At 72.6% G+C, this 17742-nt stretch carries 15 protein-coding genes and 1 tRNA gene; 6 read left to right on the forward strand and 10 right to left on the reverse strand.

All coding sequences use genetic code 11. From position 1 onward, the window contains the following. Window positions 1–66 precede the first annotated feature (66 nt). Window positions 67–1008, forward strand: coding sequence for a 23S rRNA (guanosine(2251)-2'-O)-methyltransferase RlmB (rlmB, locus tag ACZ6BG_RS22715; RefSeq protein WP_469004228.1), 942 nt, complete (start codon window positions 67–69; stop codon window positions 1006–1008). A gap of 8 nt (window positions 1009–1016) precedes the next feature. On the opposite strand, the gene ACZ6BG_RS22720 is transcribed toward rlmB, so the two are convergent. Together ACZ6BG_RS22720 and ACZ6BG_RS22725 are read right to left on the reverse strand one after the other, a co-directional pair. After that, window positions 1017–1655, reverse strand: coding sequence for an NUDIX hydrolase (locus ACZ6BG_RS22720; protein ID WP_469004230.1), 639 nt, complete (start codon window positions 1653–1655; stop codon window positions 1017–1019). Between the two features lie 20 nt (window positions 1656–1675). After that, complete coding sequence (locus ACZ6BG_RS22725) at window positions 1676–3187, reverse strand: hypothetical protein (protein ID WP_469004232.1); 1512 nt, start codon at window positions 3185–3187, stop codon at window positions 1676–1678. A 194-nt stretch (window positions 3188–3381) separates the two neighbouring features. Here ACZ6BG_RS22725 and ACZ6BG_RS22730 point away from each other — a divergent pair, with 194 nt between their 5' ends. Then, a complete protein-coding gene (locus ACZ6BG_RS22730) occupies window positions 3382–5127 on the forward strand; it encodes a DoxX family protein (RefSeq protein ID WP_469004235.1) in 1746 nt (581 codons plus the stop codon). Window positions 5128–5239: 112 nt separating this feature from the next. Here ACZ6BG_RS22730 and ACZ6BG_RS22735 read toward each other — a convergent pair whose 3' ends face one another. The 3 genes from ACZ6BG_RS22735 to ACZ6BG_RS22745 all read right to left on the reverse strand — a co-directional run bounded on the left by ACZ6BG_RS22735 (window position 5240) and on the right by ACZ6BG_RS22745 (window position 7943). Continuing rightward, window positions 5240–5974 (reverse strand): nucleotidyltransferase family protein, encoded by a 735-nt coding sequence (locus ACZ6BG_RS22735; protein WP_469004237.1) that lies wholly within the window; start codon window positions 5972–5974, stop codon window positions 5240–5242. Window positions 5975–6068: 94 nt separating this feature from the next. Continuing rightward, window positions 6069–6527 carry a hypothetical protein gene (locus tag ACZ6BG_RS22740; RefSeq protein WP_087884697.1) on the reverse strand — a complete coding sequence of 153 codons (459 nt, stop codon included), beginning with the start codon at window positions 6525–6527 and terminating at the stop codon, window positions 6069–6071. Between the two features lie 279 nt (window positions 6528–6806). Next, window positions 6807–7943 (reverse strand): ABC transporter ATP-binding protein, encoded by a 1137-nt coding sequence (locus ACZ6BG_RS22745; RefSeq protein ID WP_469004241.1) that lies wholly within the window; start codon window positions 7941–7943, stop codon window positions 6807–6809. Between the two features lie 208 nt (window positions 7944–8151). Between ACZ6BG_RS22745 and ACZ6BG_RS22750 the strand changes: the two genes are divergently transcribed. Next, window positions 8152–8225: transfer RNA gene (locus ACZ6BG_RS22750), tRNA-Thr, on the forward strand. 406 nt (window positions 8226–8631) lie between these two features. On the opposite strand, the gene ACZ6BG_RS22755 is transcribed toward ACZ6BG_RS22750, so the two are convergent. Then, window positions 8632–10032, reverse strand: a complete 1401-nt coding sequence (locus ACZ6BG_RS22755; RefSeq protein ID WP_469004243.1) for an NAD(P)/FAD-dependent oxidoreductase — start codon at window positions 10030–10032, stop codon at window positions 8632–8634. Between the two features lie 90 nt (window positions 10033–10122). Here ACZ6BG_RS22755 and ACZ6BG_RS22760 point away from each other — a divergent pair, with 90 nt between their 5' ends. From ACZ6BG_RS22760 to ACZ6BG_RS22770, 3 genes are all read left to right on the forward strand, one after another. Next, entirely contained in the window at window positions 10123–10980 is an 858-nt protein-coding gene (locus ACZ6BG_RS22760; RefSeq protein WP_469004245.1) for a DsbA family protein, read from the forward strand. Between the two features lie 93 nt (window positions 10981–11073). Then, window positions 11074–11976 (forward strand): aminoglycoside phosphotransferase family protein, encoded by a 903-nt coding sequence (locus ACZ6BG_RS22765; protein WP_469004247.1) that lies wholly within the window; start codon window positions 11074–11076, stop codon window positions 11974–11976. 197 nt (window positions 11977–12173) lie between these two features. Beyond that, window positions 12174–12647, forward strand: a complete 474-nt coding sequence (locus tag ACZ6BG_RS22770) for a GNAT family N-acetyltransferase (protein WP_469004249.1) — start codon at window positions 12174–12176, stop codon at window positions 12645–12647. A gap of 111 nt (window positions 12648–12758) precedes the next feature. Here the strand turns inward: ACZ6BG_RS22770 and ACZ6BG_RS22775 are convergent, their stop codons facing one another. The 4 genes from ACZ6BG_RS22775 to ACZ6BG_RS22790 all read right to left on the reverse strand — a co-directional run bounded on the left by ACZ6BG_RS22775 (window position 12759) and on the right by ACZ6BG_RS22790 (window position 17668). Then, window positions 12759–14225, reverse strand: coding sequence for a GNAT family N-acetyltransferase (locus ACZ6BG_RS22775; protein ID WP_469004251.1), 1467 nt, complete (start codon window positions 14223–14225; stop codon window positions 12759–12761). Between the two features lie 197 nt (window positions 14226–14422). After that, on the reverse strand, window positions 14423–15535 hold the full coding sequence (locus ACZ6BG_RS22780) for a zinc-binding dehydrogenase (RefSeq protein WP_469004253.1): 1113 nt from the start codon (window positions 15533–15535) through the stop codon (window positions 14423–14425). A gap of 163 nt (window positions 15536–15698) precedes the next feature. Then, on the reverse strand, window positions 15699–16952 hold the full coding sequence (locus ACZ6BG_RS22785) for an NAD(P)-binding protein (RefSeq protein ID WP_469004255.1): 1254 nt from the start codon (window positions 16950–16952) through the stop codon (window positions 15699–15701). 215 nt (window positions 16953–17167) lie between these two features. Then, complete coding sequence (locus ACZ6BG_RS22790; RefSeq protein WP_469005210.1) at window positions 17168–17668, reverse strand: hypothetical protein; 501 nt, start codon at window positions 17666–17668, stop codon at window positions 17168–17170. Window positions 17669–17742: the final 74 nt, after the last annotated feature.

Here is a 17742-nt window from a genome sequence, read left to right on the forward strand (position 1 = left end):
ACTTCAGACGCGTCCGCACGCCTCCGCGCGCGGATCGCGACCACGCGACACACAGACAGGTAGGTCATGGCCGCTAACAACCGCCGCATGTCCGGCAAGAAGGGCGCGCAGATCGGCAGCGGCGGAAAGCGGCGCCGGTCCCTGGAGGGCAAGGGGCCCACGCCGCCCGCCGAGATGCGCAAGGGACACGTCAAGCAGCGCGCCGCCAACGCCAAGGCGCGCCGCGCCACCGGCAAGCAGGCGCCGCGCGGCCGGGGCGGCAAGTCGGCGTCCGAGCTGGTCGTCGGCCGCAACCCCGTCTACGAGGCGCTGCGCGAGGGCGTGCCCGCCACCACGCTGTACGTCCAGCAGTTCATCGACAACGACGAGCGCGTCCGCGAGGCGCTCCAGCTCGCCGGTGAGCGCGGCGACATCCACCTGATGGAGGCCCCGCGCCCCGAGCTGGACCGGATGACGAACGGCCTCAACCACCAGGGCCTGGTGCTCCAGGTGCCGCCGTACGAGTACGCGCACCCCGAGGACCTGGTCGCGGCCGCCCACGACGACGGCGAGGACCCGCTGATCGTCGCCCTGGACGGCGTCACCGACCCGCGCAACCTCGGCGCGGTCGTCCGCTCCGTCTCCGCCTTCGGCGGGCACGGCGTCGTGGTGCCCGAGCGCCGGGCCGCCGGGATGACGGCCGGCGCCTGGAAGACGTCGGCGGGCACCGCCGCGCGCACGCCGGTCGCGCGCGCCACCAACCTCACGCGCGCCCTGGAGGCGTACAAGAAGGCGGGCATCGCCGTGGTCGGCCTCGCCGCCGACGGCGAGCACGAGATCGGCGACCTGCAGGCCCTGGAGGGCCCGGTCGTCATCGTCGTGGGCAGCGAGGGCAAGGGCCTGTCCCGGCTCGTCGGCGAGACCTGCGACTTCCGGGTGCGCATCCCGATGCCGGGCGGCGCGGAGTCGCTGAACGCCGGTGTGGCCGCGGGTGTCGTGCTGTACGAGGCGGCGCGCCGACGCGCCTGACACCCGCGTCACGTGGTGCCGGGCAGGCCTTTCAGGCGTGCCCGGCACAGCGCCGCGATGGTGAACGCGTCCGTGACGCGGCTGTCCGCGACCATGGCCTCCGCCTCGGCGAACGGCACCGGCACGGCCCGGCGGATCGCCTCGGCCCGCGAGACGTCCCCGAAGCCGTCGACGTACGCGGCGTAGAGCAGCGCACTCATGCCGAGCAGCCCCGAGTCGGGGTGGAGTTCGCCGAGCGGGACCAGCGTCTGCGCCGTCGCGCCGATCTCCTCCAGGAGCTCCTTGGCCGCGTTCTCCTCATCGCTGAGGCCGCGCGTGCCGAAGCCCCGCGGCACCTCCCACTGCCACGTCCGCGTCGCGTGCCGGAAGTGCTCCACCATGATCACCTGGCCGTCGAGCAGCGGCAGCACCACACAGCCCCGCTCCGGTGTCGCGCCCAGCGAGCGGATGTACGTGCCCGTGCGGCCGTCGGGAAACCGCACCGCGTCGCGCAGCAGCAGCATGTACGGATCCTCGTAGAGCACACCGCCCGCCGCCGCGACGGACTCCGGGTCGGTGAGGATCTCGATGCCGCCGGGCGAGTTCACGAACAACTCCGGGCGCTCCGCGCGCAGTCGTGCGTATCGGTCGGTGCGCTCGGTGGTCATGGGTGCGGTCCTCTCCGTCGTCAGTACGCGGCCGCCGGGGCCTGCTGGTCCGCGAGGCCGCCGGCCGGTGCCCGGTCGGAGTCGACGACCCGGCCGCCGTACGCCCGCAGAATGGTCCCCCAGTCCTTCTGGAGGTTGCCCAGACGCACCGTCGGAAATGTGATGCTGTGCCCGAGACCTCCGCCGCGTGCCCGTCCCGCGCCGCGGTCCCGGAACAGCAGCCGGATCGTCAACGGGCCGCCCGCCGTGCTCGCCGCCTGGATCGACCCGGACAGCACGCTCACCTCCCCGCTCACCAACTGCAGCACGAGCCCGGCCGACTCCAGGAGCAGCGTCACCCCCATCTCCCGTGCGAACCCCCCGGGGCCGCGGCTGACGGCGCGGGCCTTGCGGAGCATCCGGGCGTGCAGCCGGGCGATGGACGCGGTGGCGTGGGCGAGCTCGTCGGGCGCGGGGACGCGGCCCGAGTCGAACCGACCGAAGACCAGGGAGCTCAGGGCGTCTATGTACGTGCGCCACTCCTCCTCGGCGCGCAGCGCGAGCACGTCGGTCAGGGACAGCGAGCCGTAGGAGTTGGGGCCGTCGACGACGCGGTGCAGGTCGTCGGCGAAGAGGTTCCGCAGGAGGACGCCGATCGCCTCGGGGTCGCGGTCGTCGTCGGACGTCCGGTTCAGCTCGTCGAGTACGGAGCGGGGCGGTGAGTCGGGCGGTGTCAGCGGCAGGATCCGCCCGGCCTTGTCGGGGACGCCGATGCTGTAGAGCAGGTCGATGAGCTGCTTGGCGGGGATGATCTGGGCGCCCTCGCGAAGGAGGCGCTCGTGCGGCTCGGTGCCGGGCCGGGTGAGGAACTCCTCGTACAGGGTGTTGCGCGTGATGCCCGACGCGCGGTCCTGGTGGTTGGCCCACACGGCGATGTCGCGGAGTATCCCCTGCTGGAGGGCGCGCGCGAGCTCGGCGGGTATGCGCAGGTGTTCCTTGAGGAGCTCGGCGGGCAGCCAGCTCAGGGAGGTGACCTGCCGTGTGAAGTACCGGCCGACGTGCCCGTTCTCCTGTTCGTTGACCGTGTCGTCCCACGAGAACCGCACGCATGCCGGCGAGGACTCCTCCTCCACGAGCCGCTGCCAGGCCCGGTGCACGTGCGCGTCGTGCGTCCAGCCGAACTCGGCGACGGGATGCCGCTCCTTGTACAGGTACGGCACGAGGACCCGGTCGTTCAGGAGGCGCGCGAAGGCCGCGCGGTCGGCCGGGTCCGCCGAGGGCAGGTAATTGCGGTAGAGCGCTTCGTTGTTGATCAGATAGGCGCGGTTGACGACGAGCGTGCCGCTGTTCACCAGGGAGCGGCGGAGTTCGGCGGACGCGGCGTCGAGGGTCTCGGCGGTGCCGGTGCGCGGCGCGTGCCGTGACTGGCGGCCCGCGGCCAGGTCGGCCGGGAGCCACTGGTTGTCCAGGGCCTGCGCCATCACCGGGTAGTCCGTGAGGTCGCTGAAGACGAGTTGGTTGCTGCTTCGATCGGTGGCTGCTGTGCCTGACATCGGTGTCCCCCCGGATCCGAGCATGTGCGAGCGGCAAAGCCAGTGACGGGCCATCATGCCCGTTCGCTCACGCCCCGTACCGGGGAATGTCAGACTCCGGAGGGCCCCGCGCAGGCCTGGCCGGGGCTGCTTGACGGGGTCCGGACATTTGCCGTGGGTCAAGGCAGTGTCCAAACCACACATCACTCGGTTAGATGAGTGTGGACACCAGAACACCCCGCACACCCACGGGGGGACGCTCGTCAGGGTTCGACGACACTCCCGCGCTGAGCATGGTGAAGGTGCCCTGCGACCCGGCGCAGGTCATCGTCAATCACGCGAGCTTCCGCGTGCAGCTCCGGACCTCCGGGCGGACCCAATCGCCGCGTATCGCACGCGACTTGAACACCACGGACGACACCGTGCGGATCCCCGCCGCCGGGGCCGCGCCGGCGCGCAGGCGCGCGCCCGTCGTGTGGAGCGGCAAGTCCGCGCCGGGCGACCTCGACGCGAGCGGACTGCTTCAGGCCGTTCGTGCGAGCGGTGTGCGCCGTTCGGCCGAAGGGGGTGGCCGCGACGTCTTCGACGACGGCGGTTCCACCCAGGTCATCCCGCGCGTCGACCTCGACGATCCGTACGCCGACCCGGCCGAGACCGCGGCCTTCACACCGCCCCGCGACCCGGCCGAGACCGCCGCCTTCACGCCGCCCCGCGACCCCGGCGACGGCACCCGGCTGCTCCCGCAGATGCGGCTGCCCGGCAGCGCCGACGACGAGCACCACGAGGCCGAGGCCGCGCGGTACGCCGACGACGGCTACGACCGGGACGGCGGGGACGACCGGGACGGCAGGGACGCAGCCACCGGGCGCCGCGGCGGCACCGGAACGGCGGCCGCCCAGCGGCACGCCTACTTCCCCGGCCGCCGCCTGAACCTGGGCGTCGTGCTGCTCCCGCTGCGCGTCTTCCTCGGCTTCATCTCGATCTACGCCGGCATGGGCAAGCTCTGCGACCCCGTCTACTTCGACGGCGGCGAGCGCGGCTCCATGGTCAAGTGGCTGAACTCGCTGCACCCGTGGGCGCTCGCCGAGCCGCTGCGGGACTGGGCGCTCCAGCACCCCGTGGGTGCCGGTCTCGTCATCGCCTTCCTGCAGGTCATCGTCGGCGTGCTGACCGTGCTCGGCCTCTGGCAGCGGCTCGCCGCGTCCATCGGGGTGCTGCTCTCCGCGGCGCTCCTGGTGACGGTGAGCTGGAAGACCGTCCCGGCGTACGACGCGCCCGACATCATCTACCTGGCCGCCTGGTCCCCGCTGATCATCGCGGGCGCACCCGTCTACTCCGTCGACGGCCGCCTCGCCAACGAGGCCTGGCGCACCCTCGGGCCGCGCGCGGAGCTGTGGGAGCTGCGGCGCCGGGTGCTGCGGCGCGGCGCGCTCATCGGGACCGTCGTCGTCGGCCTCACGCTGCTCGTCGGCTCGCTGCTCGGCGGCGCCGTGCGGGACGCGGACCGCGTCACCGTGCCCGGCCCCGGCGAGGCCCCGCGCAACGAACTGCCCGGTTCCCCGCTGCCGGAGAGCTCCGACGGCGAACGCAAGCTGCGCCGCGACAAGCAGAGCCCGTCGGCGACCGCCGACGGCGCGCCCACGCAGGGCAGTTCGGCCAGCCCCACCCGGGGCGCCGAGGGCACCCCGGGCGCGGCCGCCGAGACCGGCGGCGCCAGCCAGGGCCGGCCGAGCGCGACGCAGGGCACCGGCGGCCAGGCGCCGTCGTCGCAGCAGCAGGCGCCCACGCAGGAGGAGCCGCCCGCGGCCACCAGCGGCCCGGCGGCCACCACCGGCGGCACGGGCGGCGCCAACACCGGCTCCGGCGGCACCACGGGCGGCGGCTCCGGCGGCTCCACCGGCGGTGGCGGCACCACGGGCGGCGGCGCGAAGCCGGGCCTGCTCGGCGGTGTCCTCGGCTGAGGCGCCCGCCTCCGGTACGTCCCCGGTACGTCGATGGGGCCCCGCACACAGCACGTGTGCGGGGCCCCATCGACGTTCCCATCGGCGTACGCGCGACGAACTCAGGGCGCGGTCAGGGGTTCTGGGCCGCCAGCTCCTTGGCCGCCTCGGTGAGGTCCTTGGCGGTGTCGATGGCGCGCCAGTACGCGCCCTGCGGCAGCGGGAAACCGGCCAGGCGCTTCTCCCGGGCCAGGCGCGGGAACGTGGTGCGCTCGTGGTCGCCGCGGTCGGGCAGCAGGCCGGTGAAGGCCGCCGAGAAGACGTACACGCCCGCGTTGATGAGGTACGGCGACGGCGGGGCCTCGATGAAGTCCGTGATGTGGCCGAAGGCGTCCGTCTCCACGGCGCCCCAGGGGATGCGGGGGCGGGCCAGGGCGAGGGTGGCGGTGGCGTCGCGCTCGGCGTGGAAGGCCGCCATGTCGCGCAGCGAGAAGCGGGTCCAGATGTCGCCGTTGGTCGCGTACCAGGGCCGGTCGGTGTGCGGCAGGTGCGCGGCGGCGTACTTGAGGCCGCCGCCGCGGCCGAGCGGCTCCTTCTCGACGACCGTGGTGACCTTCAGCGGCAGATCGGCGGACTCCAGCCACTCCTGGAGCACCTCGGCGAGGTGGCCGCAGGAGACGACCGCGTCCGTGACGCCCTCGGCGGCGAGCCAGGCCAGCTGGTGGCCGATGATCGGGGTCCCCGTGCCGGGGATCTCGACCATGGGCTTGGGCCGGTCGTCGGTGTACGGGCGAAGGCGTGAGCCCTGGCCGCCGGCCAGGACGACGGCCTGCGTGGGCCGTGCGGGGTGGTGGGCACCGGTGGTCATGACGGAACCCTACGCGGCGTACCGCGCAGGGTTCTGTGCCGCCTCGGCCCCTGAGAGGCCCCTACCGGCCCTTGTCGGGGCCGTACGGGCGCGCTCAGCCGTTCTGGTGGGCGGCCACGCCCGTGGCGAAGGACGTGTCGCAGACGGGGCGCGCATAGGACTGGGCGCGGCTCGGGCCGTACGCCCGGACGGCGGCGCGGCCGAGTGCGCGGGCGATGGACACGCAGTGCTTGGCGAGCGAGGGGTGCCGGTCGACCTCCTGCTGGAGCTGCGTGAGGGCGACGCCGGGGTTCTTCTCCTGGAGTTCGAGGAGGAGCCGGTGGCGCAGGACGTCCTGCGGGGCACGGGACTTGGCCGGTACGGACAGGTCACCCGCCGAGGCGGTGAGGACCGAGTCCGAGGAACTGCCGGACCAGTTGACCCGGGTGACCGCGAGCGTGCCGGACAGCACCAGGACGACGGGCAGGACGAGGGCGAGCGTGCGCCCGATGCGGCGGCCGGGGCCGCGGTGGCCCCGGCGCGACTTCTGGGTGTGGTTGGCGGAGTGCGTCACGCGAGTGAGAGTAGCGGTAGGTGATGATTTGGCGACATTTAGTCACCCGGTCGAGCTACGGGGGCAGGTGTCTTTCTGCTCGCGCGTTGACGCACAAGGATCGAAATGACCGTTGTGCCGGGGTATTTGTCGACAACCCTTGACGGGGGCGGGGGCGGAGGGTGTGCGGCGTACGGCGGCCGGGTACGACCAACGGCCGCCGCCGAGCGGCGCGGGACCGCCGGATACGGCGAAGGGCCCCGCACCGGAGTGCGGGGCCCTTCGCCAAGTGGCCGGCGGTCAGTCGCTGAGCCGCTCGCCCGTCGACGTCGAGAAGACGTGGGTCTCGCCCGGCCGGGGCACGACGTGCAACTGGGCGCCCTTGTCCGGCACCTGGCGGCCGTTCACGCGGACCACGAGGTCCTTCGGCTCGCCGCCCACCTCGGCGGTGCCGTAGACGTACCCGTCGGCGCCGAGCTCCTCGACGACGTTCACGGACACGGCGAGGCCGGCCGGGGCGTCCGCGGACTCCTTGGAGAGGGTCTTCGCGGCGCCGCCGTTCTGCTCGACGATGTCGAAGTGCTCCGGGCGGACGCCGACGGTGACCGTGCGGTCGCCCTTGTCGGCGGCGGCGGACAGCGCCTCGCGGTTCACGGGGACCACGGAGTTGCCGAACTTCACGCCGCCGTCGGTGATCGGGACCTCGACGAGGTTCATCGCCGGGGAGCCGATGAAGCCCGCGACGAAGAGGTTCGCCGGGCGGTCGTACATGTTGCGCGGCGAGTCCACCTGCTGGAGCAGGCCGTCCTTGAGCACGGCGACCCGGTCGCCCATCGTCATGGCCTCGACCTGGTCGTGCGTGACGTACACCGTGGTGATGCCGAGGCGGCGCTGGAGCGAGGCGATCTGCGTACGCGTCGACACACGGAGCTTGGCGTCGAGGTTCGACAGCGGCTCGTCCATGAGGAAGACCTGCGGCTCGCGGACGATGGCGCGGCCCATCGCGACGCGCTGGCGCTGACCGCCGGAGAGGGCCTTGGGCTTGCGGTCCAGGTACTCCGTGAGGTCGAGGATCTTCGCGGCCTCCTCGACCTTCTGCCGGATGGTGGCCTTGTCGACGCCCGCGATCTTCAGGGCGAAGCCCATGTTCGCGGCGACCGACATGTGCGGGTACAGCGCGTAGTTCTGGAACACCATGGCGATGTCCCGGTCCTTCGGCGGCAGGTGCGTGACGTCGCGCTCACCGATGCGGATGGCGCCGGCGTTGACGTCCTCCAGGCCCGCGAGCATGCGCAGGGACGTGGACTTGCCGCAGCCGGACGGGCCGACCAGGACGAGGAACTCGCCGTCCTCGATCTCGATCTCGAGAGAGTCGACGGCGGGCTTGGTGGAACCCGGGTAGATCCGGGTCGCCTTGTCGAACGAAACAGTGGCCATGGTGAGGGCCCCCTTCACCGGCAGGAACGTGCCGGACGATCCGAGTAAAGGATGGGTCTAGTCCACGTGGGTGAACTGTCCGTGACCGTACCCCGCAGGTCGTTGGTCTGTCAGTAGCCGGAAGGTCACGACCTTCGCGGAAATTTTCGAGAGGACCCCCGGCCGTGTCGGACCCGTTGGTTACACTGCACGGGCACGTCACTGCACTGCCTCCTTAGCTCAGCTGGTCAGAGCGCCGCTCTTGTAAAGCGAAGGTCGTCGGTTCGAATCCGACAGGGGGCTCCGGCATGCGAAGGCCCAGGCCACCGAAGAGGTGACCTGGGCCTTCGCGCTTTCCGGGACTGACCGTGGCTCCGCTGGCGGGCCACGGTCCCGGTCGGCTTGCTCGTCGCCGAGCCGTCGCGGTGGCCGGTGCGGTGTGCCGTCACCTTGACCGTGCGCGCGTACTCACCGTTCGCCATGACGCTGATGTGCCAGGTGCCGGCGGGGACGTCCGTCAGGTCGAGCGTCGCCTTCAGCGTGCGGTTGTCCGCCGACACCGAGGTCGTCCTCGCCGTGAGCTCCTTGCCGGCCTGGAAGAGGCCGACCGCGCCGCCCGGGTCAACGAGTGATCGTGACACAAGGGTGTGACGGTCACCCCGGGGGAGGGGGAGGGGGAGGGGGAGGAGAGGAGAGGGGACTGCTGATCTCAGTGGCGTCCGGCCACCCGCTCCGCCAGTCGGGCAAGACGGGACGAGGCCGCGCTGTGCGAGCTGTCCTCACGGCGGTCCGCGGCCCTGAACGTGGCGTACATCCCGTGCACTCCCAGCCACCGCAGCGGCTCCGGTTCCCACTTGCGGACGCGGTGGTTCACCCAGGGCAGGGCGGTCAGGTCGGTCGGGCCCGCCTGGCCCGAGTCGCTCTGGACGAGGTCGCGGAGGGTGCGGGCGGCGAGGTTGGCGGTGGCCACGCCGGAGCCCACGTAGCCGCCCGCCCAGCCGAGGCCGGTGGCGCGGTCCAGGGTGACGGTGGCGCACCAGTCGCGGGGTACGCCGAGGACGCCCGACCAGGCGTGGTCGATGCGGACGCCGGTGAGCTGGGGGAAGAAGCGGACCAGGATCTCGCGCAGGGCGTCGACGGTGGCAGGCTGCGTACGGCCGTCGTTGTCCGTCCTTGAACCGAAGTGGTACGGCACGCCGCGGCCGCCGAGGGCGATGCGGTCGTCGGCGGTCCGCTGCGCGTACATGTACGCGTGCGCCATGTCGCCGAGCGTCTCGCGGCCCGCCCAGCCGATGGTCTCCCAGACGTCGGCGGGCAGCGGGGCGGTGGCGATCATCGAGGAGTTCATCGGCAGCCAGGTGCGCCGCTGGCCCTTGAGCGACGCCGTGAAGCCCTCCGTGCAGCGCAGGACGTAGGGGGCGCGGACCGTGCCGTACGGGGTGACCGCGTGCTTCGGCTTGATCTCCGTGACCGGCGTCGACTCGTGGATGGTGACGCCGAGCGCCTCGACGGCCGCCGCGAGGCCCTTCACCAGCTTCACCGGGTGCAGCCGGGCGCCGTGCGGCGTCCAGGTCGAGCCGACGGCCCCGGCGACCCGGATCCGCTCGGCGGTCTCGCGGGCGCCGTGCAGCGTGCGGTCGTTCTCCCCGTACGCCAGTTCCGCCTCGTGGAAGGCGCGCAGCCGGGCCAGTTGGGCGGGCGTGTACGCGACTTCGAGGACACCGCCGTGGTGGACGTCGGCGTCGATCTTCTCCTCGGTGGCGACGCGGATCACCTCGTCGACGGTGGCGTTCATGGCCTGCTGGAGGCGGACGGCGGCGTCGTGGCCGTGCAGGCGGGCGTAGCGGTCGCGGCCCGCGATGCCGTTGTAGAGCCAGCCGCCGTTGCGGCCCGAGGCGCCGTAGCCGCAGAACCGCTGCTCCAGGACCGTGACGCGCAGGAAGGGCGCGGCCTTCTTCAGGTAGTACGCCGTCCACAGTCCCGTGTAGCCGCCGCCGACCACGCACACGTCGGCCGTCGTGTCGCCGGTGAGGGGTTCGCGGGCCGTGGGCAGGCCGTCGTCCGCGTACCAGAAGGAGATGCCGCCGTTCACGGTGTTCGTGCTGCTCATGGGGTGGGACGTTACTGGTCGTATGGGCCGCTGGGCAGGGGTCGGATAGATTTTCGGGCCAGTGGTACTGACGTTTTGGGAGGGCTGTTCATGGCCGTACGGGCCGTACGCAAGGCCGGGCGCGTGGCCGCCTCGGTGACCGCCGTCGCGCTGCTCGGTGCCGCCGTCACCGCGTGCGACTCCGACGACGGCGGGGACGACTGGATGGGGGCGGGCAAGAAGTCGCCGTCCGCTTCGGCCTCTTCGTCGGCTTCGGCTGCGGACGGCGAGTCGTCGGCGGGTCCGTCCGACGGGGCCTCCGACGGGGCTTCTGGCGGGCCGTCCTCCTCGTCGTCGCAGGAGGTCGTCCCGGAGGCCAAGGTTCCGCCCGTCTCCGTCGAGCGGCTCGCCAAGGTGCCCACCGCCGTGAAGGGCGGCGTGATCACCGTCGGCAAGCCCGGCGCCAAGCACACCGTCAAGGTGTACGAGGACCCGCGCTGCCCGTTCTGCAAGAAGTTCGAGGAAGGCGGCGCGCAGGCCCTCGTGGGGCCGCTGGTCGACGGTGACGTGAAGGTCGAGTACACGATCGCCTCCTTCCTCGACCGGAACCTGGGCGGCAGCGGCTCGGTGAACGCCGCGAACGCCCTGCGGGCCGCCGTCGAGGCGGGCAAGTTCCCGCAGTTCCACTCCGCCGTCTTCGTCAACCAGCCCGAGGAGAGCGAGGACGCGTTCACGCCCGCCTTCCTCCTGAAGATCGCCGACAAGGTGGGCCTGCGCGACGCCGCCTTCACGAAGGCGGTCACCAACGGCACGTACAAGAGCTGGGTCGGCACCGCGATGAGCGCCTTCACGGAGGACGGGGTCACGGGGACGCCGACGGTCGTCGTGGACGGCGAGAAGGCGGCGAGCGACGCGCTGTACACCGAGTCGGGGTTCGGGAAGGTGCTGAAGGACGCGGGGATCTCGTGAGGCACGTGAGGCGCCCGGGGCCGGAATGTGGTGCGGTCTGTGTCCGGAATAAATCGCATGTGGTGATTCCGGTGCGTCGGTAGTGTCGCCCGCGTGATCGATATCAAGGTCCCTGACGAGCTGATCGAGTCGCAGTACGAGTACGCGGGCGAGGCAGGCCGTGCCTTCATCGCCGCTTTGCCCGCGCGGGTCGCGGAGTTCGTCGACCGCTGGGAGCTGAAGGTCGTCGGCGAGTCCATGTACGGCATGGCGGCGCTCGTGCTGCCCGTGCTCCGGGCCGACGGCAGCGACGCCGTGGTCAAGTTCCAGGTCCTCGACGAGGAGACGGAGGGCGAGCCGGTCGCGCTGCGCGTGTGGAACGGCGACGGCGCGGTGCGGCTGCTCGACTACGACGACGCGACCGGCACCATGCTGCTCGAACGCGCCCGCGACGGCCAGGAGCTCTCGGAGTACGCCGAGACCGGCCCCGCCGAGACCCGCAAGGCCGTCGTCATCCTCGCCGAACTCCTCGCCCGCCTCACCGCCGTACCCGCCCCGCCCGGCATGCGCACCCTCGGCGACATCGCGGGCCAGATGCTGGAGGACACCCCGGCCGCGCTCAAGGCCGTCCGCGACCCGGGCGAGCGGGCCCTGATCGCGCGCTGCGCGGACGCCGTGCGCGAGGTCGTGGGCGAGCCCGGCGACCGGATGCTGCACTGGGACCTGCACTTCGACAACGTCCTCGCCTCCGACCGCGAGCCGTGGCTCGCCATCGACCCCAAGCCGCTCGCCGGTGACCCCGGGTTCGACCTGTGGCCCGCCCTCGACAACCTCTTCGAGGCGGACGAGGTGTGCTGGCGGTTCGACGCCATGACGGAGATCCTCGGCCTGGACCGGGAGCGGGCCAGGGCGTGGACGATGGGGCGGGTGCTGCAGAACGCGCTCTGGGACATCGAGGACGGGCGGCCGCTGGCGGCGGATCACCTGGAGGTGGCTCGGCGGCTGTCGGGGCGCTGAGGGTCGGTGGTCCTCAGCCGGGGGCCTTTCGGTGCGACCCTGACGGTGGCTTGTCAGCTCCCTGCACTCGCCGGACTCGCCGGACTCGCCGGGGAGCCCGGGCTCCCCGGGCTCCTTGGACTTCGCGGACCCCACGCACTCCTCGGGCCGCGGAAACGCGGTTGACCCCGCGCCGCTGCCTGTGGCTTGCTGCGCGCATGATTCGTACCGCCACGCCCGATGACATCCCGCTCATCCACACCCTCGTCCGTGAGCTCGCCGAGTACGAGAAGGAGCCGCACGAGGCGCGCGCCACCGAGGAACAACTGCGCGAGGCGCTGTTCGGCGAGCGGCCCGCCGCGTACGCGCACATCGCTGTGGACGACACGACGGGGCTGCCCGTCGGCTTCTCCCTGTGGTTCCTGAACTTCTCCACGTGGCGCGGGGTGCACGGCATCTACCTGGAGGATCTGTTCGTGCGCCCCGAGGCGCGCGGCGGCGGCCACGGGAAGGCGCTGCTGCGGGAACTGGCCCGGATCTGCGTCGAGCGCGGGTACGAGCGACTTGAGTGGTCCGTCCTGAATTGGAATGCGCCGTCGATCGCGTTCTACGAGGCGATGGGGGCGCGGCCGCAGGACGAGTGGACGGTGTACCGGCTGACGGACGGCGCGTTGACCGCACTCGGTTCGTAGGGTGCGGTTTGTGGCGGCCGGTTTGTAGCGCCCGGTTTTTGGCGTGCGGCTCGTCGCGTGCGGCTTCCGGGAGGCCCGGCTCCTGGAGCCTGGCCTTCCGGAACCCGGATGTCAGAACTCGTCCGCGGTGTGCGGGAGATGGGCCGTGCGCAGGGCCGCGTCCAGGGCGGCTGCCGAGCCCGGGGTGTGCTCCGTGGCCAGGCCCGCACGGACGGCCGCCGTGATCCGGGTGCCGCCCAGGTAGGCGGCGCCCAGGTCGCGGACCTCGACGCTGAGGTCGGCGGGGGCGCTGGTGGGCTCGTACGTGGCCTTGTACGTCTCCGTGCCCGCGCCCTCGTGCGCGGTGTCCCGCGGCGACACCGTCAGGCGGAAGCGGCCGTCGTTCGCGGGGACTTGGGTGTCCGTGACCTCCAGGACGAGGGCGGCGGGGGCGGCCCAGTCGCGGGCGAGGAGCGCGGCGCGCACGTCCACCAACCGCAGCCACAGCGCCGGGAAGTGACCCGTCACCCGGACCTGGTCGCGGTCCGCGGCGAACAGGAGCAGGGGATCGTCCACGGGGCGGCCCCAGGCGCGGATCACGCCCGTGAGGTCGATGTTCGCGAGGTAGCGCCAGAGGGCGGCGGCGGCCTGCGGGGTGTCGGCCTCCAACTCGTCGAGGCGGACCAGGCCGGGGGCGTCGTCGCGGGTCTTGGTGCGGTAGACGGCGTAGCCCTTGACGGCTTCGGCGGTGGGGGGTTGGGGGGCGTCGGCTTGCGTGGCGTCGGGCTGCGTGGCGTCGGCTTGCGTGGCGGTGGCCCGCGTGGCGTCGGCTTGCGTGGCGGTGGCCCGCGTGGCGTCGGCTTGCGTGGCGTCGGGCTGCGTGGCGTCGGGCCGGGCGCCGAGTACGACCACCCGCGGCGGCGACAGCTCGTCGTCCTCCTCGTCCTCCGTGACCAGCCACTCCTCGCTCCACCACGCCTCACTGCGGGCGATGCGGCCGCCGCGGTCGGCGCGGGTGCGGTCGTAGTAAGCGCCGAGCAGGGCCGGGGCGTCCGCCGGGTCGACGAGGCGCAGGGGGCCGTCGTCCGGGGTGACGCGCAGGGCGAGCGGGCGCTCGGAGTTGATCTCGACGGTGTTGCCGTGGGTGGCCGGGCCGAAGCCGAACCGGCCATAGATCGCGTCCTCGGAGGCCCAGAGCGCGGCCACCGGGCGGCCCTCCTCCTGGCACATCTCGTACAACTTCGCGATCATCCCGGAGAGCACGCCGCGACGGCGGTGCGTCGGCGCCACGGAGACGAACGTCAGGCCGGGGCAGGGGAGTTCGCCGCCCGGCACCGACACCGTGAACCGGAACGCGGCGATCAGTCCGACCAGGGCGTCCCCGTCGTACGCGCCGATGCGGTCGCAGCCGAGCAGCAGGTCGTGGTGGTGTTTGCGCTTCTCCTCCTCCGGCGTGTCGTGGAAGACGAGGTACGCCAGGTCGAGGGCGCGGTCGATGTCGGTCTCGGGGAGGGGGCGGATGGTGAGGGGGGTGGTGGTGGGGTGGGGTGCGGAGGTGTGGGCGGCGGAGGTGTGGGTGGAGGGGCGTGCGGAGTCCATATAACGGACGGTAGTTCCCGTTTGTCGTACGAGCACCTTGTTTTCGCCACCGTGTGGGGTGGGGCTGGGGTGGGGGCGGGGCCCGAGGGGCGGGATCGGGGTCGAGGCCCGAGGGCGGCGGGACCGGGGTCGGGGCCCGAGGGCAGGGGTGGGGGCTCGGCGTGGCCCCGCCACGGGACGCCACCCCGTCCCACCCGCTACGGGATCAGTACCACCTTGCCCGACGTCCCCCGGGACTCCAGCGCCCGGTGCGCCGCAGCCGCCTCCCGCAACGGGAACCGCTGCACCGCCGGCGTGAAGTACCCCCCGGCGTACGCCCCCAGCGCCGCCAGCTCGAGCACCCGTACCGGATTCTCCCCGCCCGCCCTCTCCATCATCGCCGCCCCCAACGGGTTGACCTGCGTGATCCCCCGCTCCGCGAGCTCGTCCGCCCCGAGCGTCACCGGCCCCTCCTTCCCCGACCACCCGAACGTCACATGCGTCCCACCCGCCCCCAGCAACTCCACGGCCGCCCGCGCCACGGCCCCACCGACCCCGTCGAACACGACGGTCACCGCGCGCCCGTCCTCCCCGCGCCCGCCTGCCCCACCCCCGCCTGCCCCACCCCCGGCGTCCCCACCCCCGGCGTCCCCACTCCCGGCGTCCCCACTCCCGGCGTCCCCGCGCCCTCCGTCGCCGAGCCCCTTGAGGTACCCCCGCACCTCGTCCGGCCACCCCGCGTCGGTGTAATCCACCGCCAGATCCGCCCCGTTGTCCCGCACCCGCGCCACTTTCGCGGGACCGCCCGCCAGGCCCACCACCGTCGCCCCGGCATGCTTCGCGTACTGCACCAGCAGTGTCCCGATGCCGCCCGCCGCCGCCGGAATCAGCACCACCGATTCCTCGCCCAACTCCACGAACTGCAGAATCCCCATCGTCGTACGCCCCGTCCCGATCAACGCCACCGCCTCCGCGAAGTCCAGGCCATCGGGGAGTTCGTGCAGCCGGGCCGCGTCGGTCACGGTCAGCTCGGCGTACCCGCCGGGCGCGAAGCCGATGTGCGTGACCACCCGCTTCCCGAGCCAGTCCGCGGGTACGCCCGCCCCGACGGACTCGACGGTTCCGGCGACCTCTCGGCCCGGGACCGTGGGCAGCGCGGGCAACTCCGGCATCGGTCCCTTGTCACCCGCGCGGATCGCCGTGTCGACGAGGTGGACTCCCGCCGCGGCGACGGCGATACGCACCTGGCCCGCCGTCGGCCGGGGGTCCTCGACCGTCTCGTACGTGAGGTTCTCGGCGGGGCCGAAGGTGTGGAGGCGGACGGCGCGCATGAGGTCTCCTTGCGGGCGGGGTGGCGTCGGGGTCCGCCCGGGCCGCTGAGGGGCTGCCCGGGCTGCTGGCCCTCGCCACTCTTCAACCTCAAGCAGGCTTGAGGTCAACCCGCTCGGGTGGGCTTGAGGTCGACCTGTTCGGGTGGGCTTGAGGTCGACCTGCTCAGGCGGACTTGAGGTCGACCCAGGGCGTGTCGTCGCCCGGCCGCCCTCCACCGGCCATCCCCCTCCTCCTGGTCAGCGCCAGTGTCACCGACTCGATCGCGCTGTTGAACGACACCTCCGCCAGCAACCCGGGCGCCGCCACCTGATCACCCGCGAGATACACGTCCCCGCCCCGGTCCACCGCCGGCCGGTCGCGCCAGGTGGTGCCGGGGCGGTCGAGTGCCCCGGTGCGGCCGTTCGCCACGCTCGCCCGCCGCCATGTCACGCGCTCGCGCCAGTCCCGGAAACCGAGGTCCAGCAGGTCCTCGGCGCGGGCGACACCGTCCGCCTTGGACTCCTTCGGGCCGAGCGGGATCTGCGCCTGGATGAGCTGCTCACCGGCGGGCGCGAGCGTGCGGTCCTGCGTGGTGAACCGCTCCACCCACCCCGTCTCATCCAGGTCGGACACCGCGAACAGGTCCCCGCGGCGGTTCCTGACCGCCACATCCACCAGGGTCGTGCGCCCGCTCTCCCAGCGCAGCGTGTCGTCCTTCAGCAGCCCTCGCGCCGCGTCCAGCGACGTCGCCACGACGACCGGGCCCCGATCCGTGAGCTCGCCGACGTCGTCCACTCGCGTCAGCGTCTCCACCCGCACCCCCAGGTTCCACGCCAGGCCCGCCATCCGGTCGATGACCGCACCCCAGCCACCCACCGGATAGTGCGCCTCCGGCGGGAACTTCGCGGCCCGCCGCAACCGCGTGTGCACGAACCGCGCCGACAGCGAACCAGGGTCGTGGTGGAACAACGCCACCGCCGAGTAGTGCGCCGCCGCCCGCGCGCCCTCCTCACCCACCTGCGCGCCCGCCCACGTCGCGAAGTCCACATCCACCGGCGCCTGTTCCGGCGACCGGCGCAACAACTTCAGCATCGCGAACGGCGGCGTACGACGCAGCACCCCTTGGTGGCGAAGCCGCAGCCGCGTCCCCTCGATCGGCGGGATCGGCGCGAGGTCCCCGATCAACCCCCGCTGCTTCAACCACGTCCAGTGCGGCCCACCGCTGTACAGCGCATGCGGCCCTTCGTTCGTCTTGTACGCCCCCTCGGCCGTCCGGGCCCTGCCTCCCAGCGTGTGGTGCGCCTCGTGCAACGTGACACGTGCGCCTGCCTCCGCAGCCGTGATGGCGGCGGTGAGCCCGGCGAACCCACCACCGACCACGGTGATGTGGGTCTGGGAACGGCCTGGGGAGTGGGGAGCACGGGTGGCGCGGGCCATGGGCGGCCTCCGTTTCAGTCAACCCTCACGGGCACGAGAACGCGTTCACCCCTACGACGCACACCCCCACCCCGAATGTGACATCCCCCCACCGTCCGCCCTCAGCGGACCCTGCGCCGGATCCCGCCCCGCATCCCGCGCCTGCCCCTCACCGGACCTGGCCCACGGCCTCGGCCCACCCTGCCGACCGGACGTCGGCCCACCGGCGGAAGACGTCAGCCCACCCGCGGGAACTGTGCCTGCAACGTCCAGATCACCGGGTTCGCCCCCAGCTCCTCATGCATGTCGATGAGGTCGGCCAACAAGTCGTGCAGGAAATCCCGCGCCTCCTTCCGCAGCTCCCCGTGTGAGAACGTGAGCGGCTCTTCCTCCGCCTTCATCCAGTCCGCCTCGATGTCCACCCACCCGAACCTTCGCTCGAACAGCATCCGGTCCGTCGACTCCGTGAAGTCCAGCTCCGCGAACTGCGACCGCGACGCCCGGCTCCCCAGCGGATCCCGGTCCAACTGCTCCACGATGTCGCACAGCGCCCAAGCGAAGTCGAGCACCGGCACCCACCCCCACGCCGTACCCACTTCCCGGTCCGCCTTGGTATCCGCCAGATACACATCCCCGCAGAACAGGTCGTGCCGCAGCGCGTGAACATCCGCCACGCGGTAGTCCATCTGCGGCGGGTCCGGAAAACGGCGAGAAAGGGCGTAACCAATATCGAGCACGCGCCCGATGGTGCCACGCTCCCCACCCTCGGCACGCCTCCGCATCGCCTCCAGACGCCCTCGCATCACCTCGC

It is taken from the genome of Streptomyces sp. NPDC041205, from assembly GCF_055591765.1.

Bases quoted from the DNA above. Each gene is read 5' to 3' on its own strand.
- rlmB (WP_469004228.1), top strand. From the start codon at position 67: ATGGCCGCTAACAACCGCCGCATGTCCGGCAAGAAGGGCGCGCAGATC.
- ACZ6BG_RS22720 (WP_469004230.1), bottom strand. From the start codon at position 1,655: ATGACCACCGAGCGCACCGACCGATACGCACGACTGCGCGCGGAGCGC.
- ACZ6BG_RS22725 (WP_469004232.1), bottom strand. From the start codon at position 3,187: ATGTCAGGCACAGCAGCCACCGATCGAAGCAGCAACCAACTCGTCTTC.
- ACZ6BG_RS22730 (WP_469004235.1), top strand. From the start codon at position 3,382: ATGAGTGTGGACACCAGAACACCCCGCACACCCACGGGGGGACGCTCG.
- ACZ6BG_RS22735 (WP_469004237.1), bottom strand. From the start codon at position 5,974: ATGACCACCGGTGCCCACCACCCCGCACGGCCCACGCAGGCCGTCGTC.
- ACZ6BG_RS22745 (WP_469004241.1), bottom strand. From the start codon at position 7,943: ATGGCCACTGTTTCGTTCGACAAGGCGACCCGGATCTACCCGGGTTCC.
- ACZ6BG_RS22755 (WP_469004243.1), bottom strand. From the start codon at position 10,032: ATGAGCAGCACGAACACCGTGAACGGCGGCATCTCCTTCTGGTACGCG.
- ACZ6BG_RS22760 (WP_469004245.1), top strand. From the start codon at position 10,123: ATGGCCGTACGGGCCGTACGCAAGGCCGGGCGCGTGGCCGCCTCGGTG.
- ACZ6BG_RS22770 (WP_469004249.1), top strand. From the start codon at position 12,174: ATGATTCGTACCGCCACGCCCGATGACATCCCGCTCATCCACACCCTC.
- ACZ6BG_RS22775 (WP_469004251.1), bottom strand. From the start codon at position 14,225: ATGGACTCCGCACGCCCCTCCACCCACACCTCCGCCGCCCACACCTCC.
- ACZ6BG_RS22780 (WP_469004253.1), bottom strand. From the start codon at position 15,535: ATGCGCGCCGTCCGCCTCCACACCTTCGGCCCCGCCGAGAACCTCACG.
- ACZ6BG_RS22785 (WP_469004255.1), bottom strand. From the start codon at position 16,952: ATGGCCCGCGCCACCCGTGCTCCCCACTCCCCAGGCCGTTCCCAGACC.